Below are 26,398 nucleotides of genomic sequence, written 5' to 3'. Positions count from 1 at the left end.
CTGAAGCAGATTGTTCAGACTTTGTTCAGCGCCGTACAGGACGCTTCTGCAGCTTGCGTTGCAGGGTGCGACGGTGCATGCCCAGGGCACGGGCAGTGGCGGAGATATTGCCTTCGTGTTCGGTGAGCACGCGCTGGATGTGTTCCCACTGCAGGCGGTCCACCGACATCGGGTTTTCCGGCACCAGGGTATCGAGGTCGGCGTGCTCTGAGAGCAACGCAGCCAGCACGTCGTCGGCATCCGCCGGCTTGCACAGGTAGTTGCAGGCGCCGCGCTTGATGGCCTCGACGGCGGTGGCGATGCTGGAGTAACCGGTGAGGATCACCACGCGCATTTCCGGGTCGAGCTCCAGCAGCTTGGGCAGCAGCACCAGGCCGGAGTCGCCATCCATTTTCAGGTCGAGCGCGGCGTAGTCCGGCAGGTCGGCCTGGGCGATGGTCAGGCCTTCTTCAGCCGAACCTGCGGTGCTCACGCGAAAGCCACGACGGCTCATGGCGCGCGCCATCACGCGGGTAAAGGTGGCGTCGTCATCTACCAGCAACAGGTGCGGCAGTTCTTCGCCTTCGACTTGGATCTCGTCACTCATCGATATCTCCTCGTGCGACACGGGGCAGGCGCAGCTCGGTGAGCGTGCCACCTTCCTCATGACTATAGAGCTTCACTGAGCCGCCCGCGCGGGTCACGCTGGCCTTGCTCAAAAACAGGCCGAGGCCGAAGCCTTTGCCCTTGGTGGTAAAGAAGGGTTTGCCGATTTGTTCGGCAATGGCCAGCGGCACGCCCGCGCCGTGGTCACGAATGCTGATGGTGACGTTTTCCGCGTCCCAGTCCAGCTGCACGCCCAAGCCTTCGGGGCAAGCGTCGGCGGCGTTGTTCAGCAGGTTGAGCAAGGCCTGGGTCAGGTCCGGCGGCGGCGCCATGCGCGGCACACTGCCCTGCCCTAATAGATGAAAACGGTAACTGGCTTCGGGGCGCATCAGGTGCCAGCGATTCAGGGCTTCGTCGAGCCACTGGGTCACGTCCTGCATCTCCACCGCCAGGCGGCGATTGGCTTCGGCGGCGCGCACCAGTTGCTGCAAGGTCTGCTTGCATTGTTTGACCTGTTCGCGCAGCACGCCGAGATCTTCTTGCAACACCGGGTCGTGATGGTCCTGGGTCATTTCGTTAAGCAGCACGCTCATGGTCGCCAGTGGTGTGCCCAACTCGTGGGCGGCACCCGCGGCCTGGGTGGCGACGGCCAGCAATTGCTGGTCACGCAGGCCTTCTTCGCGGCGAATGGCGCGCAGTTCTTCCTGACGGCGCAGTTCTTCGGCCATGCGTGCAGCGAAGAACGTGATCACTGCAGCAGACAGCGCGAAGCTCAGCCACATCCCGTAGATCTGCAGGTTTTCGCGGGCGATGGGAAAGGTTTGCAACGGATAGAACTGCGCCAGCAGCAAGGTATAGAGCGTCAGCGCAATACCCGACAGCACTACCGAATAGCGCCATGGCAAGGTCACGGCGGCGATGGTCAGTGGCACCAGGTAGTAAGAAACAAACGGGTTGGTGGAACCACCAGAGAAATAAAGCAACACACTGTGGATAAACAGATCGCAGGCCAACTGGAGTGCGTATTCCAACTCGGTCACAGGCCACGTGGTACGCAGGCGGATGGCCGTGAACGCGCACAGCACAGTGGAAAACGCCAGGGTCACACCCAGTTGCAGCCACGGCAGCGGCAGCAGGTCGAACCAATAGGCAAGCCCGACGGAGCCGGCCTGTGCGGCCAGTACCAGGGTGCGGATGAACGTCAGGCGCCAGAGGTTCTGGCGTGTGGCGGAAGTCAGTTTTACGGCGGCGAGCATGAGCTCTCCCGGTGAGCGCTGCAGGCGGATCGGCACGAGTATAAACGAAGCAGACCCGCTGGCACGGCGCGTGTGGCTCTTTGACGCAGGCCGGCCAAACGACCGTTCGTCGGCGCCATCACAACTTGTAGCGAATGTGTAAACCCGAAGAACCCGATACCACCGTCTACAGTCATACCCGATACGAACACCTTAAGGAGCTTCCATGTCTCGTTTCACTCGCAGTGCAGCTGTTATCACCCTGGGCGTGGCCACCCTTGCCAGCCTCCCCGCTTTGGCAGCCGAAGGGCTGAACTACAACCAGATTTCCCTGCGCGCCGAGGTCAGCCAGGAGGTTGCCCGCGACAAGATGATCGTCACGCTGTACACCGAATCGCAAAATGCCGACCCGGCCAAGCTTGCTGCCGAAATCACCAACACCATGAACAAGGCGTTGGGCCAGGCACGTGAAGTCAAAGCCGTAACCCTGCGCCAAGGCAGCCGCAACAGCTACCCGATCTACGACAGCAAGAACCAGAAGATCACCGGTTGGCGCGAACGCGCCGAACTGCGTCTGGAAAGCGCCGACTTCCCGGCACTGTCCAAACTCACTGGCGAGCTGTTGAACACCCTGAAAATGGAAAACATGGACTTCGCCATCGCCGACACCACGCGCAAGGCCAGCGAAGATGCGTTGCTCAAGGATGCGGTCGCCGCGTTCAAGGCCCGTGCCCAGCTCGCAACTGACGCGTTGGGTGGCAAGGGCTACAAGATCGTCAACCTGAACTTCAACACCAATGGTTACCCGATGCCTTACGCCCGCAATGGCGGGATGATGATGAAGGCGGCCATGGCGGATTCGGCGCCAACGCCAGAAGTAGAAGCCGGCACCAGCCAGGTCAACATGAGCGCTGATGGGGTGATTGAGGTCTTGCACTAAACCCTTTGCGATATTAGAAACGGCGCAGCCTGACAGGCTGCGCTTTTTTTTGACCGCGCTTATGTCGCCCAACAGCCCCACACCGACATCGCAAAATCACAACTCACATCGCCGCGCTCGAACGCCATACAGCAACATTTCATTAACGACGACCGTAAAATTTCAAGTGGAAAGCTTTCCCACTCAAACTGCCATGCAACAGTTGACAGTACCTTCATGTAAAACTTTTCTTCTGCACAGTCGGAATAAGTTTAAGCATCAACTTTACGTGCTCAACCAGGGTGTAAAGCGGAACTCGACGCTTCCAGACACCCACTGAGTGATCATCACTGCTGCCTTGACTTAACAAGCAACGTGTTTATTCGACGTTCTCTGTGCGATGCCTGCTATTGCACCGCAGCGTAAACTTGCGGCCGCCTGCTGCCCAGTGAGGATCGACAGTTAAGTTCACAACCCCCTCAGTAAATCGAGCCGACCATGCAAACAATGGCACCCTCTTCGCTGCACGCTTGCGCTACACCAACTACTCCCTTGGATTCAAACTATCCAGAACAAGCACACATGGGCAATCGCGTCACTCGCGATCTATCCCCTCCGGATAGAAATTCAAGAGGTTTACCGAGGGGCCAGCCGTTTTATCGCGGTGGGTTTCATGGACACTCGCCCTTCGACGATCTTAAACCGGGTAATATCCCGGGAGTCATTTATGGGTGGAGCGTCACTCCCCCCCCGGCGAACGCCTCCCTGCAAGAACGGGAGGCACGTATGGGTGACTATGCGGATCGCGTAAGGTGGAAGTTAAAGCTTGTGGAACACGGTAGCGAAGGCGAAAGGAATATTAAATTCCAAGACGCCCGTCAATACATGGAACCCGCAGGTTACTTCAGTGGCGGTTTGCTGGCAGCCGGGTATGACCCGCATGAAACAATCACGGTGACGTTCACCGCTTACACCAAGGAGCTTAATGGTGCTTCTCACCTGACCAGCAAAGACGAGCGCACCTACTTTGCATGGGAGATTGCAGCCGGAGCCCTTAAGCACGATAGACCCGCGGGAGGCGGCGTGATTAATGCCCAAAGCATGCAAATCAGGCCAGAAGACCGAAATAAAATTAACGACTTGGAGTCGATGGGCGCCAAGCTTCAGCATCATTGGAAAAACGAGATAATCAAGCCCATGGCGGATCATTCGGGCGCACTGGCGAAGCGCTCAGGGTTGGCCGATGCCTATGTAGTGCGGGGCACCTTGCACAGTCTGCGCAACGACAAGGAAAGTTATAAGGCGCTCGGGGCTGAGGCACAAGAAGCCATCGACCGAACACTAGACAAAAACGGCAACGTGGTTATTCCAAATATCTACGGCTATCCGCTCGCCGGGTATGCGTTTATCCCTTACAAAAACTACCATGGCGATTATGATCACCGGCCCAATAGAGGCCTGATGATTGACTTGAAGAACGGCAAGGTCAGTAAAATAGACGGCGATGATGAATTTGCCAGTTGGGCAAAAGAAAACCGTAATGAGTTGCTACGGAGTTTCAACTCCAAGGACAGGCAGGGCGGCCAAAATACTCATTGGCCCCCGGCGGGCGATGTACTCGAAAATTTGATTATCGGTAAAGGTGCCACCTACCCGGGGCGTGCCGGTAAAACCAGCGAAAAAGTTGTACCGGTGGAGGAGACTTTTAATTATACCCAGTCGCGAAATTCACACTATTATTTAAAGTTTGGAAGCCTTAACTCCGGTATTGCCCACGCCTATCAGGAGATGAACACCAAAAATGCAAAATCGGACGATCAGACGCAGGTGTTTGGTGCCTCGAAGCAATCGTGGAAGGCCGCGAAAGAGGCGTGGGGCAATACCTTCGGTTACGTCCCCGTTGTCGGCAATACGGGCAATATCGTGTTTGGCATTCATGACGCCGCCACGGGTATGACAGCCAGCGATCGCGTTGGCGGCACTGCTGCCGCGGTGATATCTGCCCTGCAACTCGCGCACGAAGTTGCACAAATTGGGACGGATGCAGGGTTGGGTGAAGCCCCCATCGGACCTACTACCGCGGGCAGCGAAGTTTACGGCTGGAAATACAATGAGCAGACCAAGAGTTTTAATTTTGAGCGAAACATAAAAGTGTCGAGCGAAAGCGATATACACCCCGCCACCCACGCCGCGCCAAACGAACCGAGTACGCCACCGGCCATTGAGACAGAAGGCGTGCCCCCGACAATCGAAGCGCAAAACAGTAAACGTTCGATTCTAAGGTCCATTGAAGACTTACCGACCGGCGAGGCTCTTTTTTCTACGCCTGAAAAAAACGTAATTCTGAGTGGAGAACTCAATGACCTAAACGCCCTTGACAAAAAACTCTACACATTTACCGATTTCAACAAAAAAGGCAGTGCAGAACGACTCAACATACTCGTCCATGGGAGCGTCGACCCTGCTACTGGTATCGCGAAAGTTTCATATGCCGGAAAACTCCATACGCCCGAAGAGCTACTTCAGACACTTAAAGACGCAGGTATTCACCCGGAGACGTTTGACAATATACGGCTGCTGTCATGTGACTCTGCAAGTGGTGGAGATGCCTCCTTCGCGGCTGAGTTTCAGAGGCTCATACAGCGCCCTGTCAAAGGCTATCGTGGCACGCTCACAGGCAACCTCGTGCCGGAAGAAATAAATGCCGCGATTGAAAAAGTAGAAAAAGAATATTTGAAAGCCCTAAAACAAACTCAGAACTCCCCGCTGACTGATGCCGATAGGGCATTGGCCAGAGACGAAGCTGAAAAATACGTCGCCAAAGAATTGGCGAAAACCATAAACTTCAAACCCGTAAAGAAAAATCCCTATTGGAATCCGTTTTCATGGTGGGTATTTACTTATAAGCCAATGACCTTCCCACAACCATAACAGCGAGAACCTGCCGAAGGGCATCATCTGACTGCATTAAGTGAACCACTGTCTCTACCTGATAACCCTGAACGGCGGTAACCTCGGTGACCGTCGCTTCCGTTTGGGCAGCTTTTATATGCCCACCACTTCAGGGGTCTCCATGGAAAGAATCACCTTAAAACCGTTGCTCCTTGCCGCCGGCCTCCTGGCCTTGATGCCGACCGCTCAGGCGGCGACTACCCTGGTCTACTGCTCCGAAGCCAGCCCCGCCGGCTTCGACCCCAGCCAGTACACCAGCGGCACCGATTTCGATGCCTCAGCCGAAACCGTCTTTAACCGCCTGACCCAGTTCAAGCGCGGTGGCACCGAGGTAGAGCCTGGCCTTGCAACAAGCTGGGAGGTCTCCAAAGACGGCCTGACCTACACCTTCCACCTGCGCGATGGCGTCAAATTCCACACCACCGACTACTTCACCCCTACCCGTGACTTCAATGCGGATGATGTGCTGTTCACGTTCAATCGCTTGCTCGATGCCAACAGCCCGTTTCGCAAGGCTTACCCGTCAGAATCGCCTTACTTCACTGACATGGGTTTGAACACCACGATCAAAAACGTCGAGAAACTCGACAACCACACCGTGCAGTTCAACCTGAACAATGTCGATGCCTCGTTCGTACAGAACCTGGCCATGAGCTTCGCTTCGGTGCAATCAGCCGAATACGCCGCCCAACTGTTAAAAGAAGGCAAAGCCGAGCAGATCAATCAGAAGCCGGTGGGCACAGGCCCGTTTGTGTTCAAGCGCTACCAGAAAGATTCGCAGATTCGCTACGTGGCCAATAAGCAGTATTGGAAGCCCGAGGATGTGAAGCTCGACAATCTGGTATTCGCCATCACCCCGGACGCCGCCGCGCGCCTGCAGAAACTCAAGGCCGGTGAATGCCAGGTCAGCGGTTACCCGCGTCCGTCCGACATTGAAATAATGAAACAAGACCCCAACCTGCGCGTGCTGCAACAGGCCGGTTTCAACTTGGGTTTCCTGGCCTATAACGTGACGCATCCGCCGCTGGACCAGCTCAAAGTGCGCCAGGCGCTGGACATGGCCATCGACAAGCCCGCGATCATCAAGGCCGTTTACCAGAGCGCCGGACAATTGGCGCAGAACGCACTGCCACCGGCGCAGTGGTCTTATGACCCCACTATCAAGGATGCGCCCTACGATCCGACCAAGGCCCGGGCGCTACTAAAAGAAGCAGGGGTTGCACCAGGTACCACCATCAATTTGTGGGCCATGACGGTACAGCGTGCTTCAAACCCCAACGCACGCATGTCGGCACAAATGATCCAGCAGGATTGGGCGAAGGTCGGTATCAAGGCCAACATAATCAGCTACGAATGGGGCGAATACATCAAGCGCGCCAAAAATGGCGAGCATGACGCCATGATTTATGGCTGGACCGGCGACAACGGCGACCCGGATAACTGGCTCGGCGTGCTCTACAGTTGTGCCGCCGTCAAGGGCAGTAACTACGCCAAATGGTGTAACCCGGCCTACGACAAGCTGGTGCAACAGGCCAAGGTCAGCAACGACCGCGAGCAACGCATCAAGTGGTATCAACAGGCGCAAAAAATACTTAAGGAACAAGTACCTATAACACCTATTGCGAACTCGACGGTTTTCCAGCCACTGCGTAAGGAAGTGCAAAACTTCAAGATCAGCCCGTTTGGGCTTACGCCGTTCTATGGTGTCAGTCTAGATAAGTAACATCATCGCCCCAACCGAGTGCGCCAGACGCCTCGGCTGGGCCTTTTTGGTGCGCACAATGCACCGAAAAAACCCTCTATATATATGCATTTATGTACAAACTTTCATAAATGCGACATTCCTGTACGTTCGTACCACAGTTTGCCTCTCGCAACGGTTCAGCATCTTGCAATGGGTATGGCCCCTGCATAAGTATCCGCAGGCCGACTCACGAGGTCGCCCTCACCACCAAAAATGACAACAAATCATGAGGCCAACATGCTTAAACACGCAGTCCTTCCGCTTTTAGTGAGTGCTGGCCTTATGGCCGCAGCTCCATTCGCCCAAGCGGCGACTAACCTGGTGTTCTGCTCCGAAGGGAGCCCGGCCGGTTTCGACCCAGGCCAGTACACCACCGGAACAGACTTCGATGCCTCGGCCGAAACCATGTTCAACCGTCTGACCCAGTTCGAACGCGGCGGCACTGCTGTGATTCCTGGGCTGGCCACCAGCTGGGACGTTTCCCCGGATGGCCTGACGTACACCTTCCACCTGCGTGATGGCGTGAAGTTCCACACCACCTCGTACTTCAAGCCGACCCGTACCTTCAATGCTGATGACGTGCTGTTCACGTTCAACCGCATGATCAATAAGGACGACCCGTTTCGCAAAGCCTACCCCACCGAGTTCCCGTACTTCACGGACATGGGGATGGACACCAACATCAAGAACATCGAGAAAGTCGATGACCACACCGTCAAGTTCACCCTTGGCACTGTGGACGCCGCTTTCATCCAGAACCTGGCAATGAGCTTCGCGTCGATCCAGTCGGCTGAATACGCCGCCCAACTGTTGAAAGAAGGCAAGGCACAGGACATCAACCAGAAGCCAATCGGCACTGGCCCGTTCGTGTTCAAGAGCTACCAGAAAGACTCCAACATCCGTTACACCGGCAACAAGGATTACTGGAAGCCTGAAGACGTGAAGATCGACAACCTGATCTTCGCCATCACCACTGACCCGTCGGTGCGTATCCAGAAGCTGAAGAAAAACGAATGCCAGGTGACCCTGTTCCCGCGTCCAGCCGACCTCAAGGCGCTGGGTGAAGACAAGGACCTGAAACTGCCGCACCAGGCCGGTTTCAACCTGGGCTACATCGCTTACAACGTTATGCCGGTGCTCAAGGGCCAGACCGCCGCCAACCCACTGTCTGACCTGCGTGTACGTGAAGCGCTGGACATGTCGGTGAACAAGCAGCAGATCATCGACTCCGTGTACCAGGGCGCAGGCCAACTGGCCGTCAACGCCATGCCGCCGACCCAGTGGTCCTACGACACCACCATCAAGGATGCCCCGCATGATGTGACCAAAGCCAAGGCTTTGCTCAAGGAAGCGGGCGTCAAGGAAGGCACCGAAATCACCCTGTGGGCCATGCCGGTTCAACGTCCGTACAACCCGAACGCCAAGCTGATGGCCGAGATGCTGCAGAACGACTGGAAACAGATCGGCCTGAAGGTCAACATTGTCAGCTACGAGTGGGGCGAGTACATCAAGCGTTCCAAAGGCGGCGAGAACCAGGCCATGATCATTGGCTGGAGCGGTGACAATGGTGACCCGGACAACTGGCTGAACGTGCTGTTCGGCTGCGACTCGCTGTCCGGTAACAACTTCTCCAAATGGTGCGACAAGAAATTCGACGGCATCGTCAAAGAAGCCAAAGCCACATCGGATGTCGCCAAACGCACCGAGCTGTACAAGCAGGCGCAACATATCCTCAAAGATGCAGTCCCGATGACACCTATCGCGCACTCGACGGTGTATCAACCCATGCGCAACACCGTGCAGGACTTCAAGATCAGCCCGTTTGGCTTGAACTCCTTCTACGGCGTTAGCGTAAGCGGCAAGTAAGGCTCAGTAGCGGCGACGTTTCATAACGTCGCCGTTATTGCATCCGCCCAGACCGTAGGAAACAGACCACATCCGCAACATTGCCGTCCTACAGCAATGAACTGCGACATGTGCATCCGTTGCCTACAAGGTCAATCCGTTTTGGCGCATTTACTGCAAGCTCCGCGACCCATACCGTCGTAGGACAGCAGAGGCTCCAACCTAGGAAAGGCACTTGCTGTATGTGGGATCAGTGATGTCTCCCAGGCCCGACGCCTGGGTGATTGTTCGCTGGTGACAACAACAAACAAGGATCGGGATCGTCATGCGCCATACCACTGTTCTATCCGCAATTTTTGGCACCAGCCTGCTGGCTGTGGCCACGATGGGCCAAGCCGCCGAAAAGAAGAGCCTGGTGTTCTGCTCTGAAGGCAGCCCGGCCGGGTTCGACACCGCGCAGTACACCACCGCCACCGACAACGACGCGGCGGAGCCCTTGTACAACCGCCTGGTTGAATTCGAAAAAGGCGCGACTGACGTGGTGCCTGGGCTGGCAACCAAGTGGGATATTTCCGAAGACGGCCTGACTTACACCTTTCACCTGCGTGAAGGGGTGAAGTTCCACAGCAACAAGGAATTCAAGCCGACGCGCGACTTCAACGCCGACGACGTGCTGTTCACCTTCAACCGCATGCTCGACCCTGAATACCCGTTTCGCAAGGCCTACCCCACCGAGTTTCCATACTTCAACGGGATGAGCCTGAACAAGAACATCGCCAAGGTCGAGAAGACCGGCCCTTACACCGTGGTGATGACCCTGAACACGGTTGATGCCGCGTTTGTGCAAAACATCGCCATGAGCTTTGCCTCGATCCTGTCGGCCGAGTACGCCGAACAGTTGCTTAAACAAGGTAAACCCAGCGACATCAACCAGAAGCCGATCGGCACAGGCCCGTTCGTATTCCAGCGCTACCAGAAAGACTCGCAGATCCGTTATGTGGGCAACAAGCAGTACTGGGACCCGAGCCGCGTCAAGCTGGACCAACTGATTTTCGCCATCAACACCGACGCCTCGGTGCGGGTGCAGAAGCTCAAGGCTGGCGAGTGCCAGGTGACCCTGCACCCGCGCCCCGCTGACGTCGACGCGCTCAAGGCCGATCCAAACCTGCAACTGTTGACCAAGCCAGGTTTCAACCTCGGCTACATCGCCTACAACGTGCGCCACAAACCTTTCGACCAGCTCGAAGTGCGCCAGGCGCTGGACATGGCGGTGAACAAGCAGAGCATCCTCAATGCCGTGTACCAGGGCGCGGGCCAACTGGCGGTCAACGCCATGCCGCCGACCCAGTGGTCCTACGACGACAGCATCAAGGACGCCGCCTACAACCCGGAAAAAGCCAAGCAACTGCTCAAGGCCGCCGGCGTTAAAGAAGGCACCGAGATCACCCTGTGGGCCATGCCGGTGCAGCGCCCGTACAACCCCAACGCCAAGCTGATGGCCGAAATGCTGCAAAGCGATTGGGCCAAGATCGGCCTCAAGGTCAAGATCGTCAGCTACGAATGGGGCGAGTACATCAAGCGCACCAAAAACGGCGAGCACGATATCAGCCTGATCGGCTGGACCGGCGACAACGGTGACCCGGACAACTGGCTGGGCACCCTCTACAGCTGCGACGCCATCGGCGGGAACAACTACTCCATGTGGTGTGACCCGGCGTACGACAAGCTGATCAAGCAAGCCAAGGTCGTGACCGACCGCGAACAAAGGACTGTTCTGTACAAACAGGCGCAGCAATTGCTTAAACAGCAAGTGCCAATCACGCCAGTCGCCCACTCGACGGTCAACCAGCCGTTAAGCGCCAAAGTCGAAGGTTTCAAAGTCAGCCCCTTCGGCCGCAACGTGTTCTCGGGCGTCAGTTTCAACCCATAAGAAAATAACCGGATGGTGCGGAGCCAAATCGGCTCCGTAGCAAACGTGCAGCCTTTTGTTGGGATTTATCCTACGGCAAACGTTTGCAATAGCTTGAACGAGTTACACACCCAATAGCCGGTTCACCTAAAAAGACCGGCATTAAAAAGAGAACCAAAGGAGCTCCACCCATGAAACTGAGCAGCAAAGCGCTTCTGGCCCTGGCCATCAGCAGCATCACGGCAACCGCCTTCGCTGAAACCCAGAGCCAGGACTTCGTTCCAACCACATTGGCCGGCACCAGTGCCCAAAGCGAGGCCAAAGGCTTTGTCGACGGCGCAAGCCTGGGCGGTACCACCCGTAACTGGTTCTCCAACGAACAGAAGTTCCGTGGCGGCAAGTTCACCTACCAGAAGCACGGCGAAGCGCGCACTGACGCTTACCGTACCAACTGGGTACAGGGCACCATCCTCAACCTGAGCTCGGGCTTTACCCAAGGCACCGTGGGCGTCGCTACCGAAGTCGCGGCCTACAACGCTCTGGTTCTGGACCGCAGCAAGCGCGACATCAAGGGTGGTTCCAACCGTACCCTGGCCGACTCCAACGGTGATGCAGTCGACCAGTGGAGCAAACTGGGCCTGGCCAACGTGAAGTTCCGTGTGTCGAACACCACCTTGACCGCCGGTCGCCAGAACTTCAGCAGCGGCATCGTCGACACCATCGGCAACCGTGCGCTGCCATCGAGCTTCGAAGGTTTCGCCCTGAACAGCGAAGAATTCAGCAACCTGTCGTTCCAGGGCGCTTACTTCGACCGCGTGTCGCCACGTACCGAACAGAGCCTGTCGAAATTCCGCAGTGAGTACGGCAATGGCCAGGAAGCGGATCACGTCTACACCGCCGGCGTGAACTACCAGCCGTTCAAGAGCCTGAAAACCAGCTTCTTTGGCGCTCAAGTCAAAGACTTCTGGAACCAGTACTACTTCGGCGCCACCCACGAACTGGGTGATGCTCAGACCCTGGCCCTGACCACCGGCCTGAACTACTACAAGACCGTCGACGAAGGCAAAAAGTTGATGGGCAAGATCGACAACGACACCTACTCGCTGTCGCTGGGCCTGACTCACCAGGCTCACAGCCTGACCTTCTCGTACCAGGAAGTTAACGGTAACGAGTACTTCGACTACCTGCACGAAACCAACGGCATCTACCTGGCCAACTCCCTGACGTCCGACTTTAACGGCCCGAACGAGAAATCGTTCCAGGTCGCTTACGGCCTCAACATGGCCGAATACGGCGTGCCTGGCCTGAAGTTCAACATCTACTCGGCTCGCGGCTGGGGCATCGACGGCACTCACTACACCGGCGACGGCGGCGTGAAAGGCTTCGCTTACAACGGCATCCAGAACCAGGATGGCGAGAAACACCAGGAATACGGCATCGGTACTTCCTACGCCCTGCAGAGCGGCCCACTCAAGGCCACCACCATCCGTGGTACCTACGTGACTCACCGTGCCAGCGCCAACCAGGCTGACGGCAACATCCGTGAGTTCCGCCTGGTCACCACCATCCCGTTCAACATTCTTTAATTAGCGCCAGGTAGACGGCGGGCTCATCACGAGCCCGCCGTCTACGCTTGTCTGGTTTAATCGATTGCAGAGGGCTCTGAATGAAAATGCTCCCGCTACAAGCTGCCATTGCCGCTGCGCTGTTGAGCGTTGCGATCGGCGTTTCAGCCAAACCGCTGGTGGTCTGCACCGAAGCCAGCCCGGAAGGTTTTGACCCGGTTCTGTACACCACCGCAGTAACCGCCGACGCCGCCGCTGAAACCATGTTCAACCGCCTGGTGGACTTCAAGCCCGGCACCACCGAAGTTGTACCGGCACTGGCCAAGGCCCTGCCCGAGATCAGCGCTGATGGCCTGACCTACACCTTCCACCTGCGTGACGATGTAAAGTTCCACACCACCGACTACTTCAAACCCACGCGCAACATGAACGCCGACGACGTGCTTTGGAGCTTTCAGCGCCAGCTGGACCCGAATCACCCTTGGCACAACAAGTCTCTCGTGGGCTACCCGTATTTCGAAAGCATGGGCTTCAAGGAACTGCTCAAGAGCGTAGAGAAGACCGACGATCACACCGTCGTCTTTACTCTGACCCGTCCTGAAGCACCTTTCCTTGCCGACCTGGGCATGGCGTTCTCTTCAATCCACTCGAAGGAATACGCTGACCAGTTGCTCAAATCCGGCAAGACCGAAGACCTCAACGCCAAGCCGATCGGCACTGGCCCGTTCGTCTTCATCCGTTACCAGAAAGACGCCCAGGCGCGGTTCAAGGCCAACCCTGACTACTTCCGCGGCAAACCGGCAGTCGACCCGCTGATCCTGGCGATCAGCGTCGACAACAACGTGCGCCTGCAGAAGCTCAAGGCCAACGAATGTCAGATCGCGTTGTTCCCCAAGCCGGATGACATTCCAAGCATCAAGAAAGACCCGAACCTGAAAGTCGATGAACTGGCGGCGATGACCACCAGCTACACCGCACTGAACACCACCCACAAGTACATGAGCGATGCACGGGTGCGTCACGCGATCAACATCGCATTCGACAAGGCCGGCTATACCGAAGCCCTGTTCGGCAAAGGCAATGCCGTGGTGGGCACCGGCCCTTACCCGCCAACCTTGCTGGGTTTCAGTGACAAGCTTAAAAACCCACCCCGTGACCTCGACAAGGCCCGCGCCCTGCTCAAGGAAGCCGGCGTGCCGGAAGGCACCGAGTTCACCCTGTTCACCCGTAACGGTGGCGGCCCGACCAACCCCAACCCGATGCTCGGCGCCCAGCGCATGCAAGCGGATCTGGCGCAGATCGGCCTGAAAGTGAACATCAAAGTGATGGAATGGGGCGAGATGCTCAAGCGTGCCAAAAACGGTGAGCACGATATGGTTTCGGCCGGTTGGGTCGGTGATAACGGCGACCCGGATAACTTCCTCACGCCAAACCTGAGTTGCGATGCAGCGAAAAACGGCGAAAACTACGCCCGCTGGTGTAACAAAGAGTTTCAAGACTTGATCGACAAAGCGCGCGCGATCGCTGAACCCGGCCAGCGCGCTGCGCTCTATGAACAAGCACAGGACGTTTTCGAAAAAGATCAACCATGGCTGCCCATGGCTTACCCGAAATTGTTCACCGCCATGCGCAAGAACGTAGAAGGCTTTACCCAAAGCCCTCTGGGTACAAATAACTTCGCCACCACCCAGGTGAAGTAAATAAGAGAAGACGCTCGGCACCGTCGACATTGACGGTGCCGAACCTGCCTAACCGGCTGATTGAGGTACACAACAAGATGTTTAGTTTTATTGCCCGCCGATTGGGGTTATTGATCCCCACGTTTTTCGGCATCACGTTGCTGACGTTTGCGTTGATTCGCATGATTCCCGGCGACCCCGTAGAAGTCATGATGGGCGAACGCCGTGTCGACCCCGAGATGCACGCACAGGCAATGGAACGCCTTGGCCTGAACAAGCCGCTCTATGCGCAATACTTTGACTATGTAGGCAAGCTCGCCCACGGCGACCTCGGCGAATCCCTGCGCACACGCACCAGCGTGTGGACCGAATTCACCGCCCTCTTCCCTGCGACCCTGGAACTGTCCATGGCCGCCCTGTTGTTCGCCGGTATCCTGGGCCTGTTGGCCGGGGTGATCGCGGCCCTTAAACGAGGATCCCTGTTCGACCATGGGGTGATGGGCATCTCCCTTGCGGGATATTCGATGCCGATCTTCTGGTGGGGCCTGATCCTGATCATGTTCTTCTCGGTGAGCCTGGGCTGGACCCCGGTTTCCGGGCGTATCGACCTGCTCTACGACATCGAGCCGCGCACCGGCTTCATGCTGATCGACACCTTGCTGGCTGACGAGCCGGACGCGTTCTGGGATGCCCTGCACCACCTGATCCTGCCGGCCATCGTGCTCGGCACCATCCCGCTGGCGGTGATTGCGCGCATGACCCGTTCGTCGATGCTCGAAGTACTGCGTGAAGACTACATCCGCACCGCCAAGGCCAAAGGCCTGTCGCCGGCGCGCGTGGTATTCGTGCACGGCCTGCGTAACGCGCTGATCCCGGTACTGACCGTGGTCGGCCTGCAAGTCGGCACCCTGCTGGCCGGTGCGGTCCTGACCGAAACCATCTTCTCGTGGCCCGGCATCGGCAAATGGCTGATCGAAGCCATTGGCGCGCGGGACTACCCGGTGGTGCAAAACGGCATCTTGCTGATCGCCTGCCTAGTGATCATGGTGAACTTCGTGGTGGATATCCTCTACGGCTTCGCCAACCCACGCATCCGTCACCAGCGCTGAGATCATGACCATGAGCACACCTACTCAAGCGGTAGCAGTCGATCAAAGCCTGCTGTACCCGTCCCCGTACAAAGAATTCTGGCAAGCCTTTTCCAAAAACAAAGGCGCGGTTGCCGGCCTGCTGTTTATGTTGCTGATCGTGTTCTGCGCGATTTTCGCCCCGTGGGTTGCGCCACATAACCCCAGCGAGCAATACCGCGACTTCCTGCTCACCCCACCGGCCTGGCTGGAAGGTGGGCAAATACAGTTCCTGTTGGGTACTGACGAGCTGGGCCGTGACCTGCTCTCGCGGCTGATCCAGGGTTCGCGCCTGTCGTTGCTGATCGGCTTGTCGTCGGTGGTGATGTCGCTGATCCCGGGCATCCTGCTGGGCCTGTTCGCCGGTTTCTTCCCACGCGTGCTTGGCCCGACCATCATGCGCTTGATGGACATCATGCTGGCCCTGCCATCGCTGCTGCTGGCTGTTGCCATCGTCGCAATCCTCGGCCCTGGCCTGATCAACACCGTCATCGCCATCGCTATCGTGTCGCTGCCGTCTTATGTCCGTCTGACCCGCGCTGCGGTAATGGGCGAACTGAACCGCGACTACGTGACTGCCGCCCGCCTCGCCGGCGCCGGCCTGCCACGCCTGATGTTCATCACCGTGCTGCCCAACTGCATGGCACCGCTGATCGTACAGGCCACCTTGAGCTTCTCCTCGGCGATCCTCGATGCTGCCGCCCTGGGCTTCCTTGGCCTTGGCGTACAACCGCCAACCCCTGAGTGGGGCACCATGCTGGCTTCGGCCCGTGACTACATCGAACGCGCCTGGTGGGTGGTGAGCCTGCCTGGTTTGACCATTTTGCTCAGCGTGCTGGCAATCAACTTGATGGGTGACGGCCTGCGCGATGCGCTGGACCCGAAACTCAAGAACGCCGCCTGAGGAGATTCCCATGTCACTGTTAGAAATCAAGAATCTCAACGTGCGCTTCGGCGACAAGACCGCCGTGCCGGTGGTCGATGGCCTCGACATTTCCGTCGACAAAGGCGAAGTACTGGCGATCGTTGGCGAGTCGGGCTCGGGTAAATCCGTGACCATGATGGCGCTGATGGGCCTGATCGAGCACCCCGGTATCGTTACTGCCGACGCGCTGAACTTTGACGGCAAGGACATGCTCAAGCTGAGCAACCGCCAGCGTCGCCAGATCGTCGGCAAAGACCTGGCGATGGTGTTCCAGGACCCGATGACCGCGCTGAACCCCAGCTACACCGTGGGTTTCCAGATCGAAGAAGTGCTGCGCCTGCACCTGAAAATGTCCGGCAAGCAAGCCCGCAAACGCGCTATCGAACTGCTCGAAAAGGTAGAAATCCCAGGCGCCGCCAGCCGTATGGATGCTTACCCGCACCAACTGTCCGGCGGTATGAGCCAGCGCGTGGCAATCGCCATGGCGATTGCCGGCGAGCCGAAGCTGCTGATCGCCGATGAGCCGACCACGGCATTGGACGTGACCATCCAGGCGCAGATCATGGAACTGCTGCTGGCCCTGCAAAAAGAGCAGAACATGGGCCTGGTGCTGATCACTCACGACCTCGCGGTCGTGGCTGAAACCGCCCAGCGCGTGTGCGTGATGTACGCCGGCCAGGCCGTGGAAGTCGGCCAGGTGCCGCAACTGTTCGACATTCCGGCGCACCCGTACAGCGAAGCACTGCTCAAGGCCATTCCCGAGCACAGCCTGGGCGCCACGCGCCTGGCCACGCTGCCGGGTATCGTGCCTGGTCGTTATGACCGCCCGCAGGGTTGCCTGCTGTCGCCACGCTGCCCGTATGTGCAGGAATCCTGCCGTGCCCAGCGCCCCGGCCTTGACCCGAAAAGCAACAGCCTCGCGCGCTGCTTCTACCCCTTGAACCAGGAGGTGGCGTAATGGCCGTCGTTCTTACCGCCCGCGACCTCACCCGTCACTACGAAGTGTCCCGTGGCCTGTTCAAGGGCCATGCACTGGTGCGCGCGCTTAATGGTGTGTCGTTTGAACTGGAAGCCGGCAAGACCCTCGCCGTGGTAGGCGAGTCGGGTTGCGGTAAATCCACCCTGGCCCGTGCATTGACGCTGATCGAAGAGCCGTCGTCCGGTTCCTTGAAAATCGCTGGCCAGGAAGTCGCCGGCGCCGACAAGGCCCAGCGCAAGCAATTGCGCAAAGACGTGCAGATGGTGTTCCAGAGCCCGTACGCCTCGTTGAACCCGCGCCAGAAGGTCGGTGACCAGCTCGGCGAGCCGCTGCTGATCAATACCAACCTGTCCGCCGCCGAACGCCGCGAGAAAGTGCAGGCCATGATGAAGCAAGTGGGCCTGCGCCCTGAGCATTATCAGCGCTACCCGCACATGTTCTCCGGTGGCCAGCGCCAGCGCATCGCCCTGGCTCGCGCCATGATGTTGCAGCCTAAAGTGCTGGTGGCGGATGAGCCGACCTCGGCGCTGGACGTGTCGATCCAGGCCCAGGTACTCAACCTGTTCATGGACCTGCAGCAGGAATTCAACACCGCCTACGTGTTCATCTCCCACAACCTGGCGGTGGTGCAACACGTCGCCGACGACGTGATGGTGATGTACCTCGGCCGCCCCGTGGAAGTCGGCCCCAAGGAAGACATCTACGCGCGCCCGCTGCACCCCTACACCCAGGCGCTGCTGTCGGCCACCCCGACCATCCACCCGGACCCGAACAAGCCGAAGATCAAGATCGTCGGCGAACTGCCCAACCCGCTGAACCCGCCGCCTGGCTGCGCTTTCCACAAGCGTTGCCCGTATGCCACGGCGCGGTGCAGCAGTGAGGAGCCGCAGTTGCGAGCGTTGGATAACCGTCAGGTGGCTTGCCACTATGCGGAGCAGTTTGTGGCGTGACGAGATCGCTGGATCGTTCCCACGCTCTGCGTGGGAACGCCGCCCAGGACGCTCTGCGTCCCGTCGCTCGATTAAGGCGTGACGCAGAGCGTCACAGGATGCATTCCCACGCGGAGCGTGGGAACGATCGACTTAGAGGAGTTCTACCGCCCCACCCGTCGGATTGCGCATCAGTCCGGCAGGCGGGGCTTTTTTTCATCTCGACTCAGGTATCGCTGTCACCTTCAGAGTTGTCATCGTCATCTGGCGGCGCTTGCTGGTCATCATCATCCTTGGAACCGCCCTGGTCCTCATCACCGGCCTCAGACTCGCTCTTGGCCAACTGCAAACCACCCACCTGCGCCGTCTTCGCCGCCACATAGCCTGGGGCCTGGCTCTGCACAGCCGTACTGGCCCACGCCGAAGAAGCGCCCAGCGATAACATCACCAACACTTTCAGCAACAGCACCAAACGTTGAAAGATAGTCATGGTCGATTTCCGTCCAGTCAGTGAAACACGTGCGCCAGCGTTCGACCGGCGCTGTGAATGAAGCTAGTTCCGTTCTCGGGTTTATGCCAATCAGGCCTCACGTATCCTGTCCTCACCGTCATTGTAGGGGTTTTCTTGATATTTCTTTGGGCGCGGGCTGAGCCTGGGGCTGCCAGCAACATCAACTGGACGGCACGTTGAGTTAAACGCAAGGTCGCCTCCGGATCCGTCGGTGAGTGGGTGAAGTATTTGAAAACGCTAGACCGGATGCGGGGTTCGCGCCAATGGCCCGGACAGATGAAGATCAAAATGTGGGAGCTGGCTTGCCTGCGATAGCGGTGGGCCAGCCACTGATAGGGTTACTGACAGACCGCCATCGCAGGCAAGCCAGCTCCCACAATGGACCAGCGTCGCGCACACAAAAAAGGGCGAAGCCATGACAGCTTCGCCCTTTGGTGTACCGCACAGACCTTAGTGGTGTTCGCGGGTCGCCCGGAATTTCACATCCGGCCAGCGCTCTTCCATCAGCGCCAGGTTGACCCGCGTCGGTGCCAGGTAGGTCAGGTGACCACCGCCGTCGATCGCCAGGTTTTCTACGGCCTTGTTGGAGAACTCTTCCAGCTTCTTCTTATCGCTGCAATCGATCCAGCGCGCGGAGTACACGGTGATTGGCTCGTAGGAGCATTCGACCTTGTATTCCTCTTTCAAGCGGCTGGCGACCACATCGAACTGCAGCACACCGACGGCGCCGAGGATGATGTCGTTGCTGCGCTCGGGGAAGAACACTTGGGTGGCACCCTCTTCCGCCAGCTGCTGCAGGCCTTGGCGCAGTTGCTTGGATTTGAGCGGGTCACGCAGGCGTACGCGGCGGAACAATTCCGGGGCGAAGTGCGGGATGCCGGTAAAGCCCAGCGCTTCGCCTTCGGTGAAGGTGTCGCCGATCTGGATGGTGCCGTGGTTGTGCAGGCCGATAATGTCGCCGGCAAACGCCTCTTCCAGCTGTTCACGCTCGGAGGAGAAGAACGTCAGGGCGTCGCCGATGCGCACGTCCTTGCCGGTGCGCACGTGGCGCATCTTCATGCCTTTTTCGTATTTGCCGGAGCAGATGCGCATGAAGGCGATCCGGTCGCGGTGTTTGGGGTCCATGTTCGCCTGGATCTTGAACACGAAGCCGGTGAATTTCTCTTCGACCGGTTCCACGGTGCGCTCGTTGGCAACCCGGGCCAGGGGTTTCGGTGCCCAGTCCACCACGGCGTCGAGCACGTGGTCGACACCGAAGTTGCCCAGTGCAGTACCGAAGAACACCGGCGTCAGCTGGCCGTCGAGGAATTCCTGCTGATTGAACTCGTGGCAGGCGCCCTGTACCAGCTCCAGCTGGTCGACAAAACGATCGTACTCGTCACCCAGGTGGGCGCGGGCTTCGTCCGAGTCGAGCTTCTCGATGATCTTGGTTTCGGTGCGTTCGTGACCGTGGCCGGCGGTGTAGACAATGATGTAGTCGTCGGCCAGGTGGTACACACCCTTGAAGTCGCGGTAGCAACCAATCGGCCAGGTGATCGGCGCGGCCTTGATCTTCAGGACGGCTTCGATTTCATCCAGCAACTCGATCGGGTCGCGAATGTCGCGGTCGAGTTTGTTGATGAAGCTGACGATGGGCGTGTCACGCAGGCGGCACACGTCCATCAGCGCGATGGTCCGTGGCTCAACGCCCTTACCGCCATCGAGAACCATCAAGGCCGAGTCCACCGCGGTGAGGGTGCGGTAGGTGTCTTCGGAGAAGTCTTCGTGGCCGGGGGTGTCGAGCAGGTTGACCATGTGGTCGCGATACGGGAACTGCATGACCGACGTGGTAATGGAAATACCCCGTTGTTTTTCCATTTCCATCCAGTCGGATGTCGCATGGCGGTCGGATTTGCGGGATTTCACCGTGCCGGCCACAGCGATTGCCTTGCCCATCAGCAACAGCTTCTCGGTGATGGTGGTTTTACCGGCATCGGGGTGGGAAATAATGGCGAAAGTGCGGCGTTTCGCGACTTCGGCGGCCTGGTGGGTCATGGGAAATCGCCTGGCAGGTGAGTCAAAAAAGGGCGGCGAGTATAGCGCAAACCCCAGGCACCGGACCACCGTTCACCCGATTGGGGGTGGCTAAATGCTGCCAAGTATGGAACCTTTTAAAAGGTAGAGACGTCCACTCCCCTGCTACCGCACTCGGAACAGGGGCTGAAAAATCAGCAAGTTAGCCTGACGAGGCTGCGCTCATGGCTCGATCGCATACCGCGTTGCCGGTATCGGCGAGCTGCTTTTCGCGAACACATTCGAAGGCAGCCAGCAATGGCATTGCCGCCGGAGAATGTGTTCGCCGACAAAAGAAAAAAAGGAGTCCGCCTGTGGCTATTCGCTATGGCAAAGGGCTGATAGGAGGTGCGGTTGTCGTCGCACTCCTGGCCCTGCTGGTCCACTGGATCGGCATCAACACGATCGAACTGTACCGCGACGATTTGTTGTTTTACCTGCAAGCACACCTGATCCTCGTTCTAGTCTCCATGCTGGCCGCCCTCGTTGTGGGCATCCCCGCCGGCATCCTGCTCAGCCGACCGAACATGGTCGGGCGCGCAGAACGCTTCATGCAGATCTTCAACATCGGCAACACCGTCCCTCCCCTGGCCGTACTGGCCATCGCCCTCGGCGTCCTCGGCATCGGCAGTGGCCCGGCCATCTTCGCGTTGTTCCTCGCCTCGTTGCTGCCCATCGTGCGCAACACCTACGAAGGCCTCAAAAACGTTCAAGGCTCACTCAAAGAAGCTGCCACCGGCATCGGCATGACGCCGCGCCAGGTGCTGTTTCGCGTGGAGCTGCCTAACGCCGTGCCGATCATCATCGGCGGCGTGCGCGTGGCCCTGGCGATCAACGTCGGCACCGCCCCGCTGGCGTTCCTGATTGGCGCCAACAGCCTGGGCAGCCTGATTTTCCCCGGCATCGCCCTGAACAATCAGCCGCAACTGCTGCTCGGCGCCGCGTGCACCGCGCTGCTGGCATTGCTGCTCGACGGTCTGGTGACCATGGCCAGCCGCCTCTGGCTGGAACGCGGAGTGCGTGCGTCTTAAGGCTTGGCAAAGGAAATCACATGAAAAAACTGACTTTGATATTGAGCTGCGTCCTGCTGTTTGCAGGCATTGCGCAAGCCGCCGAAAAACCGGTGATTCGCATCGGCGCCCGGGTGTTCACCGAACAGACCCTGCTCGCCGAAATCACTTCCCAGTACCTGCGCACCAAGGGCTACGACACCCGTGTGACCGGCGGCCTGGGCAGTAACCTGGCACGCAGTGCCCAGGAAAGCGGGCAGCTTGATTTAATTTGGGAGTACACCGGCGTGTCGCTGGTGGCTTACAACCATATCGACGAGAAGCTCGACAGCGAACAGTCTTACGCTCGGGTGAAAGAACTCGACGCGAAAAAAGGCCTGGTCTGGCTGTCGCCGTCGAAATTCAGCAACACCTACGCCCTGGCATTGCCGGAGAACGTGGCTAAGGAGTTCCCGCAGGTCAATAGCATCAGCGACCTGACCCAAGCCCTGGCGGAAAAAACCAAGGAAAACCGCCTGGTAGCCCTGGACACCGAGTTCGCCAACCGTTCCGACGGCATGGCCGGCATGGTCAAGCTGTATGACATGAACCTCACGCGTAAAAACACTCGGCAGATGGACGCCGGCCTGGTCTATACCGCACTGCGTAATGGCCAGGTGTTTGCCGGGTTGGTCTACACCACCGACGGTCGCCTGAATGCCTTCAAATTGAAGCTGCTGGAAGACGACAAGCATTACTTCCCGGACTACACCGCAGCGCCTGTGGTGCGTCAGGTTTATCTGGACGCTCACCCGCAATTGGCCGCCGACCTGAAGCCGCTGGCTGCGCTGTTTGACGACGCCACCATGCGCCAGTTGAACGCGCGGGTCGACGTCGACCATGAAAGCCCATCCGCCGTGGCCGCAGATTTTCTGCGCCAACATCCCATCAGCCAATAAGAGGAGAAGACATGGAATTCCTGAACGCCTTTTCCCATCTTGATTGGGCACTTGTCCTGCAACTGACCTGGCAGCACATCACCCTGGTCGGCATTGCGGTCATTCTCGCGATTGTCGTGGGCGTGCCGCTGGGCGTGCTGATGACACGCTTCCCGACCCTGGCCGGCCCGCTGCAAGCCAGCGCCACGGTGCTGCTGACCGTGCCGTCCATCGCGCTGTTCGGCCTGCTGCTGCCGTTCTACTCCAAGTTCGGCCAGGGCCTGGGGCCGATGCCGGCGATTACCGCGGTGTTCCTCTACTCACTGCTGCCGATCATGCGTAACACCTACCTGGCGCTGACCGGCGTCGAGCCTGGCATTCGCGAAGCCGCCAAAGGCATCGGCATGACCTTCGGCCAGCGCCTGCGCATGGTCGAACTGCCGATTGCCGTGCCGGTGATCCTCGCCGGTGTGCGCACCGCCGTGGTGATGAACATTGGTGTAATGACCATCGCCGCCACCATCGGCGCCGGTGGCCTGGGTGTACTTATTCTGGCTTCCATCAGCCGCAGCGACATGTCGATGCTGATCGTTGGCGCCGTGCTGGTCAGTCTCCTGGCCATCTTCGCCGACCTGCTTCTGCAATGGCTGCAACGCTCGCTGACTCCAAAAGGACTGCTCAAATGATCGAACTTCAAAACCTGACCAAGACTTTTCAAAGCAACGGCAAGACTGTCTCCGCCGTGAACGACGTAAGCCTGACCGTCAACGAAGGCGAAATTTGCGTATTCCTCGGCCCGTCGGGCTGCGGCAAGAGCACCACGCTGAAAATGATCAACCGCTTGATCAAGCCCACCTCGGGCAAGATTCTGATCAACGGCGAGGACACCACCGACCTCGACGAAGTGACCCTGCGTCGCAACATCGGCTATGTGATCCAGCAGATCGGCCTGTTCCCGAACATGACCATCGAGGAAAACATCGTGGTCGTGCCCAAGCTGCTGGGCTGGGACAAGCAGAAATGCCACGACCGCGCCCGCGAATTGATGAGCATGATCAAGCTGGAACCCAAGCAGTACCTGCATCGCTACCCGCGTGAACTGTCGGGTGGCCAGCAACAGCGCATTGGCGTGATCCGCGCGCTGGCCGCCGATGCCCCGCTGCTGCTGATGGACGAACCGTTCGGTGCGGTCGACCCGATCAACCGCGAGATGATCCAGAACGAGTTTTTCGAGATGCAACGGGCGCTGAACAAGACCGTGATCATGGTCAGCCACGACATCGATGAAGCCATCAAGCTGGGCGACAAGATTGCGATCTTCCGCGCCGGCAAGCTGCTGCAGATCGACCATCCGGACACCTTGCTGGCGCATCCGGCTGACGAGTTCGTCAGCAACTTCGTCGGCCAGGACAGCACCCTCAAGCGCCTGCTGCTGGTCAAAGCCGAAGACGCGGCGGACAACGCCCCGTCGGTGAGCCCGGAAACCCCGGTGGCGGATGCGCTGGAGCTGATGGATGAAACTGACCGCCGTTATGTGGTGGTCACCTGCGCCGAGAACAAGGCGCTGGGGTATGTACGACGTCGCGACCTGCACCGTCAGACCGGTACCTGCGGGCAGTACCTGCGCGAGTTCAATGCCACGGCGGCGTATGACGAGCATTTGCGCATCCTGCTGTCGCGTATGTACGAGTTCAACCGTTCGTGGTTGCCGGTGATGGACGCTGAGCGGGTGTTCCTCGGTGAAGTGACCCAGGAATCGATTGCCGAGTACCTGAGTTCCGGTAAGTCGCGTGGGGGCAAGACCAGTATCGTGTCGCCGGCCGAGACCGCGCTGGCCTGATTAACTTCTGTGGCGAGGGAGCTTGCTCCCGTTGGGCTGCGCAGCAGCCCCAGAACAGACGACTCAATAGTTTCAGGTAAACGGGGTTGACTGATTTTGGGGCCGCTTCGCGCCCCAGCGGGAGCAAGCTCCCTCGCCACAAAGCGCTCCAAATCCCCCTCAAATAACACTCCCGGGGGAACATCAATCCGTCACACCTGTCGGTTACATAAGTAGCTGCACCGGGTCCCGCGACGAACGCGTGCAAAAACGCGACATTTTTAGTTGATCTATGGCCCCTCACGTCCTAAAGTTCGCGCCGAACGTCCATGCTGGAAACGATCCATCCGGCTCAAGTACTGACGACGAGACAGCAAGGCCAAGGGACGCGGTTATCCCATGGCCTTTTTGCTTTCGGCGACATGCCTTGGGAAGTAGGCGAACCAAAGTGGGGATACGGAGGACGTTCAGTTGCACCCATTGATTACTACAGTTTGCCCTTAGGAGTTCCCAGCATGTCGATCAACGTCGAAGATTATTTCGCGCGCGCCACTTTTGACAAAATGAAGGCGTTCGCCGACAAGCAAGAAACCCCGTTCGTGGTGATCGACACCGCGATGATCAGCCAGGCCTACGATGACCTGCGCGCCGGTTTCGAATTCGCCAAAGTCTATTACGCGGTCAAGGCCAACCCGGCCGTCGAGATCATCGACCTGTTGAAAGACAAGGGTTCGAGCTTCGACATCGCCTCGATCTACGAGCTGGATAAAGTGATGGACCGTGGCGTCAGCCCGGACCGTATCAGCTACGGCAACACCATCAAGAAATCCAAGGACATCCGCTACTTCTTTGATAAAGGCGTGCGCCTGTTCTCCACCGACTCCGAAGCCGACCTGCGCAACATCGCCAAGGCCGCGCCGGGTTCGAAAGTGTATGTGCGTATCCTCACCGAAGGCTCGACCACGGCTGACTGGCCTTTGTCGCGCAAATTCGGCTGCCAGACCGACATGGCCATGGACCTGCTGATCCTCGCCCGCGACCTGGGCCTGGTGCCTTACGGCATCTCCTTCCACGTCGGCTCGCAACAGCGCGACATCAGCGTGTGGGATGCCGCCATCGCCAAGGTCAAAGTGATCTTCGAACGCCTGAAGGAAGAAGACGGCATCCACCTCAAGCTGATCAACATGGGCGGCGGCTTCCCGGCCAACTACATCACCCGTACCAACAGCCTGGAAACCTATGCCGAAGAAATCATCCGCTTCCTCAAGGAAGATTTCGGCGACGACCTGCCGGAAATCATCCTGGAACCGGGCCGTTCGTTGATCGCCAACGCCGGTATCCTGGTCAGCGAAGTGGTACTGGTTGCACGTAAATCGCGCACCGCCGTCGAGCGCTGGGTGTACACGGATGTGGGCAAATTCTCCGGCCTGATCGAAACCATGGACGAAGCCATCAAGTTCCCGATCTGGACCGAGAAGAAAGGCGAGATGGAAGAAGTGGTCATCGCCGGCCCGACCTGCGACAGCGCCGACATCATGTATGAAAACTACAAGTACGGCCTGCCGCTGAACCTGGCGATTGGTGATCGTTTGTACTGGTTGTCGACCGGTGCCTACACCACCAGCTACAGCGCGGTTGAATTCAATGGCTTCCCGCCGCTGAAGTCTTACTACGTGTAAGAACGCTGCACACAAAA

20 protein-coding genes are annotated in these 26,398 nt (G+C 58.4%); 16 read left to right on the top strand and 4 right to left on the bottom strand.

All coding sequences use genetic code 11. The annotated features are described in order from the left end of the window. Positions 1-25: 25 nt before the first annotated feature. Both HBO41_RS15535 and HBO41_RS15530 read right to left on the bottom strand, forming a co-directional pair. Positions 26-586 (bottom strand): response regulator transcription factor, encoded by a 561-nt coding sequence (locus HBO41_RS15535; RefSeq protein ID WP_003171731.1) that lies wholly within the window; start codon positions 584-586, stop codon positions 26-28. Then, a complete protein-coding gene (locus HBO41_RS15530) occupies positions 579-1,841 on the bottom strand; it encodes an ATP-binding protein (protein WP_017138277.1) in 1,263 nt (420 codons plus the stop codon). The genes HBO41_RS15535 and HBO41_RS15530 overlap by 8 nt, the downstream gene beginning before the upstream one ends. A 205-nt stretch (positions 1,842-2,046) precedes the next feature. Here HBO41_RS15530 and HBO41_RS15525 point away from each other — a divergent pair, with 205 nt between their 5' ends. The 11 genes from HBO41_RS15525 (at position 2,047) to HBO41_RS15475 (ending at position 18,414) form a co-directional block, all read left to right on the top strand. Then, the gene (locus HBO41_RS15525) at positions 2,047-2,760 is read left to right on the top strand and encodes an SIMPL domain-containing protein (RefSeq protein WP_017138278.1); all 714 of its coding nucleotides are present in this window, start codon (positions 2,047-2,049) and stop codon (positions 2,758-2,760) included. A gap of 765 nt (positions 2,761-3,525) precedes the next feature. After that, positions 3,526-5,670: a hypothetical protein gene (locus tag HBO41_RS15520; protein ID WP_169986870.1), complete on the top strand. Its 2,145-nt coding sequence runs from the start codon at positions 3,526-3,528 to the stop codon at positions 5,668-5,670. 142 nt (positions 5,671-5,812) lie between these two features. Beyond that, positions 5,813-7,414, top strand: coding sequence for an ABC transporter substrate-binding protein (locus tag HBO41_RS15515; RefSeq protein ID WP_169986868.1), 1,602 nt, complete (start codon positions 5,813-5,815; stop codon positions 7,412-7,414). Positions 7,415-7,672: 258 nt separating this feature from the next. Beyond that, on the top strand, positions 7,673-9,301 hold the full coding sequence (locus tag HBO41_RS15510; protein ID WP_017138281.1) for an ABC transporter substrate-binding protein: 1,629 nt from the start codon (positions 7,673-7,675) through the stop codon (positions 9,299-9,301). A gap of 364 nt (positions 9,302-9,665) precedes the next feature. Further along, complete coding sequence (locus HBO41_RS15505) at positions 9,666-11,210, top strand: ABC transporter substrate-binding protein (protein ID WP_370589437.1); 1,545 nt, start codon at positions 9,666-9,668, stop codon at positions 11,208-11,210. A gap of 170 nt (positions 11,211-11,380) precedes the next feature. Continuing rightward, positions 11,381-12,775 (top strand): OprD family porin, encoded by a 1,395-nt coding sequence (locus HBO41_RS15500; protein ID WP_017138283.1) that lies wholly within the window; start codon positions 11,381-11,383, stop codon positions 12,773-12,775. 80 nt (positions 12,776-12,855) lie between these two features. Beyond that, on the top strand, positions 12,856-14,454 hold the full coding sequence (locus tag HBO41_RS15495) for an ABC transporter substrate-binding protein (protein WP_138449133.1): 1,599 nt from the start codon (positions 12,856-12,858) through the stop codon (positions 14,452-14,454). 77 nt (positions 14,455-14,531) lie between these two features. After that, positions 14,532-15,542 (top strand): ABC transporter permease subunit, encoded by a 1,011-nt coding sequence (locus tag HBO41_RS15490; RefSeq protein WP_026013789.1) that lies wholly within the window; start codon positions 14,532-14,534, stop codon positions 15,540-15,542. Between the two features lie 10 nt (positions 15,543-15,552). Further along, positions 15,553-16,464, top strand: coding sequence for an ABC transporter permease subunit (locus HBO41_RS15485; RefSeq protein ID WP_017138286.1), 912 nt, complete (start codon positions 15,553-15,555; stop codon positions 16,462-16,464). Between the two features lie 10 nt (positions 16,465-16,474). Further along, a complete protein-coding gene (locus HBO41_RS15480) occupies positions 16,475-17,443 on the top strand; it encodes an ABC transporter ATP-binding protein (protein WP_017138287.1) in 969 nt (322 codons plus the stop codon). After that, on the top strand, positions 17,443-18,414 hold the full coding sequence (locus HBO41_RS15475) for a peptide ABC transporter ATP-binding protein (RefSeq protein ID WP_017138288.1): 972 nt from the start codon (positions 17,443-17,445) through the stop codon (positions 18,412-18,414). The genes HBO41_RS15480 and HBO41_RS15475 overlap by 1 nt, the downstream gene beginning before the upstream one ends. Before the next feature lie 205 nt (positions 18,415-18,619). Here HBO41_RS15475 and HBO41_RS15470 read toward each other — a convergent pair whose 3' ends face one another. After that, on the bottom strand, positions 18,620-18,883 hold the full coding sequence (locus HBO41_RS15470) for a hypothetical protein (protein WP_017138289.1): 264 nt from the start codon (positions 18,881-18,883) through the stop codon (positions 18,620-18,622). A gap of 471 nt (positions 18,884-19,354) precedes the next feature. Further along, positions 19,355-20,938 (bottom strand): peptide chain release factor 3, encoded by a 1,584-nt coding sequence (locus HBO41_RS15465; RefSeq protein WP_017138290.1) that lies wholly within the window; start codon positions 20,936-20,938, stop codon positions 19,355-19,357. Positions 20,939-21,270: 332 nt separating this feature from the next. On the opposite strand from HBO41_RS15465, the gene HBO41_RS15460 reads away from it, so the two are divergent. From HBO41_RS15460 to HBO41_RS15440, 5 genes are all read left to right on the top strand, one after another. Then, the gene (locus tag HBO41_RS15460) at positions 21,271-21,987 is read left to right on the top strand and encodes an ABC transporter permease (RefSeq protein WP_017138291.1); all 717 of its coding nucleotides are present in this window, start codon (positions 21,271-21,273) and stop codon (positions 21,985-21,987) included. Between the two features lie 20 nt (positions 21,988-22,007). Next, the gene (locus HBO41_RS15455) at positions 22,008-22,904 is read left to right on the top strand and encodes a glycine betaine ABC transporter substrate-binding protein (RefSeq protein ID WP_017138292.1); all 897 of its coding nucleotides are present in this window, start codon (positions 22,008-22,010) and stop codon (positions 22,902-22,904) included. 11 nt (positions 22,905-22,915) lie between these two features. Next, complete coding sequence (locus HBO41_RS15450; RefSeq protein WP_017138293.1) at positions 22,916-23,569, top strand: ABC transporter permease; 654 nt, start codon at positions 22,916-22,918, stop codon at positions 23,567-23,569. After that, on the top strand, positions 23,566-24,723 hold the full coding sequence (locus tag HBO41_RS15445; protein ID WP_017138294.1) for a betaine/proline/choline family ABC transporter ATP-binding protein: 1,158 nt from the start codon (positions 23,566-23,568) through the stop codon (positions 24,721-24,723). Before HBO41_RS15450 ends, HBO41_RS15445 begins: the two co-directional genes overlap by 4 nt. 494 nt (positions 24,724-25,217) lie before the next feature. After that, a complete protein-coding gene (locus tag HBO41_RS15440) occupies positions 25,218-26,381 on the top strand; it encodes a type III PLP-dependent enzyme (protein ID WP_017138295.1) in 1,164 nt (387 codons plus the stop codon). Positions 26,382-26,398 lie beyond the last annotated feature (17 nt).

Origin of the sequence: Pseudomonas sp. WS 5146 (assembly GCF_012985495.1) — a bacterium.
Classification (GTDB): Bacteria; Pseudomonadota; Gammaproteobacteria; order Pseudomonadales; family Pseudomonadaceae; genus Aquipseudomonas; species Aquipseudomonas edaphica.
This window is presented reverse-complemented; position numbering and strand designations above follow the sequence as displayed.

What these genes read in the sequence shown, in the direction of transcription:
- HBO41_RS15535 (WP_003171731.1), bottom strand. Translation starts at nt 586, where the DNA reads ATGAGTGACGAGATCCAAGTCGAAGGCGAAGAACTGCCGCACCTGTTG.
- HBO41_RS15510 (WP_017138281.1), top strand. Translation starts at nt 7,673, where the DNA reads ATGCTTAAACACGCAGTCCTTCCGCTTTTAGTGAGTGCTGGCCTTATG.
- HBO41_RS15520 (WP_169986870.1), top strand. Translation starts at nt 3,526, where the DNA reads ATGGGTGACTATGCGGATCGCGTAAGGTGGAAGTTAAAGCTTGTGGAA.
- HBO41_RS15505 (WP_370589437.1), top strand. Translation starts at nt 9,666, where the DNA reads ATGGGCCAAGCCGCCGAAAAGAAGAGCCTGGTGTTCTGCTCTGAAGGC.
- HBO41_RS15500 (WP_017138283.1), top strand. Translation starts at nt 11,381, where the DNA reads ATGAAACTGAGCAGCAAAGCGCTTCTGGCCCTGGCCATCAGCAGCATC.
- HBO41_RS15490 (WP_026013789.1), top strand. Translation starts at nt 14,532, where the DNA reads ATGTTTAGTTTTATTGCCCGCCGATTGGGGTTATTGATCCCCACGTTT.
- HBO41_RS15440 (WP_017138295.1), top strand. Translation starts at nt 25,218, where the DNA reads ATGTCGATCAACGTCGAAGATTATTTCGCGCGCGCCACTTTTGACAAA.
- HBO41_RS15450 (WP_017138293.1), top strand. Translation starts at nt 22,916, where the DNA reads ATGGAATTCCTGAACGCCTTTTCCCATCTTGATTGGGCACTTGTCCTG.
- HBO41_RS15475 (WP_017138288.1), top strand. Translation starts at nt 17,443, where the DNA reads ATGGCCGTCGTTCTTACCGCCCGCGACCTCACCCGTCACTACGAAGTG.
- HBO41_RS15515 (WP_169986868.1), top strand. Translation starts at nt 5,813, where the DNA reads ATGGAAAGAATCACCTTAAAACCGTTGCTCCTTGCCGCCGGCCTCCTG.
- HBO41_RS15470 (WP_017138289.1), bottom strand. Translation starts at nt 18,883, where the DNA reads ATGACTATCTTTCAACGTTTGGTGCTGTTGCTGAAAGTGTTGGTGATG.
- HBO41_RS15465 (WP_017138290.1), bottom strand. Translation starts at nt 20,938, where the DNA reads ATGACCCACCAGGCCGCCGAAGTCGCGAAACGCCGCACTTTCGCCATT.
- HBO41_RS15480 (WP_017138287.1), top strand. Translation starts at nt 16,475, where the DNA reads ATGTCACTGTTAGAAATCAAGAATCTCAACGTGCGCTTCGGCGACAAG.
- HBO41_RS15445 (WP_017138294.1), top strand. Translation starts at nt 23,566, where the DNA reads ATGATCGAACTTCAAAACCTGACCAAGACTTTTCAAAGCAACGGCAAG.
- HBO41_RS15485 (WP_017138286.1), top strand. Translation starts at nt 15,553, where the DNA reads ATGAGCACACCTACTCAAGCGGTAGCAGTCGATCAAAGCCTGCTGTAC.
- HBO41_RS15455 (WP_017138292.1), top strand. Translation starts at nt 22,008, where the DNA reads ATGAAAAAACTGACTTTGATATTGAGCTGCGTCCTGCTGTTTGCAGGC.
- HBO41_RS15495 (WP_138449133.1), top strand. Translation starts at nt 12,856, where the DNA reads ATGAAAATGCTCCCGCTACAAGCTGCCATTGCCGCTGCGCTGTTGAGC.
- HBO41_RS15530 (WP_017138277.1), bottom strand. Translation starts at nt 1,841, where the DNA reads ATGCTCGCCGCCGTAAAACTGACTTCCGCCACACGCCAGAACCTCTGG.
- HBO41_RS15525 (WP_017138278.1), top strand. Translation starts at nt 2,047, where the DNA reads ATGTCTCGTTTCACTCGCAGTGCAGCTGTTATCACCCTGGGCGTGGCC.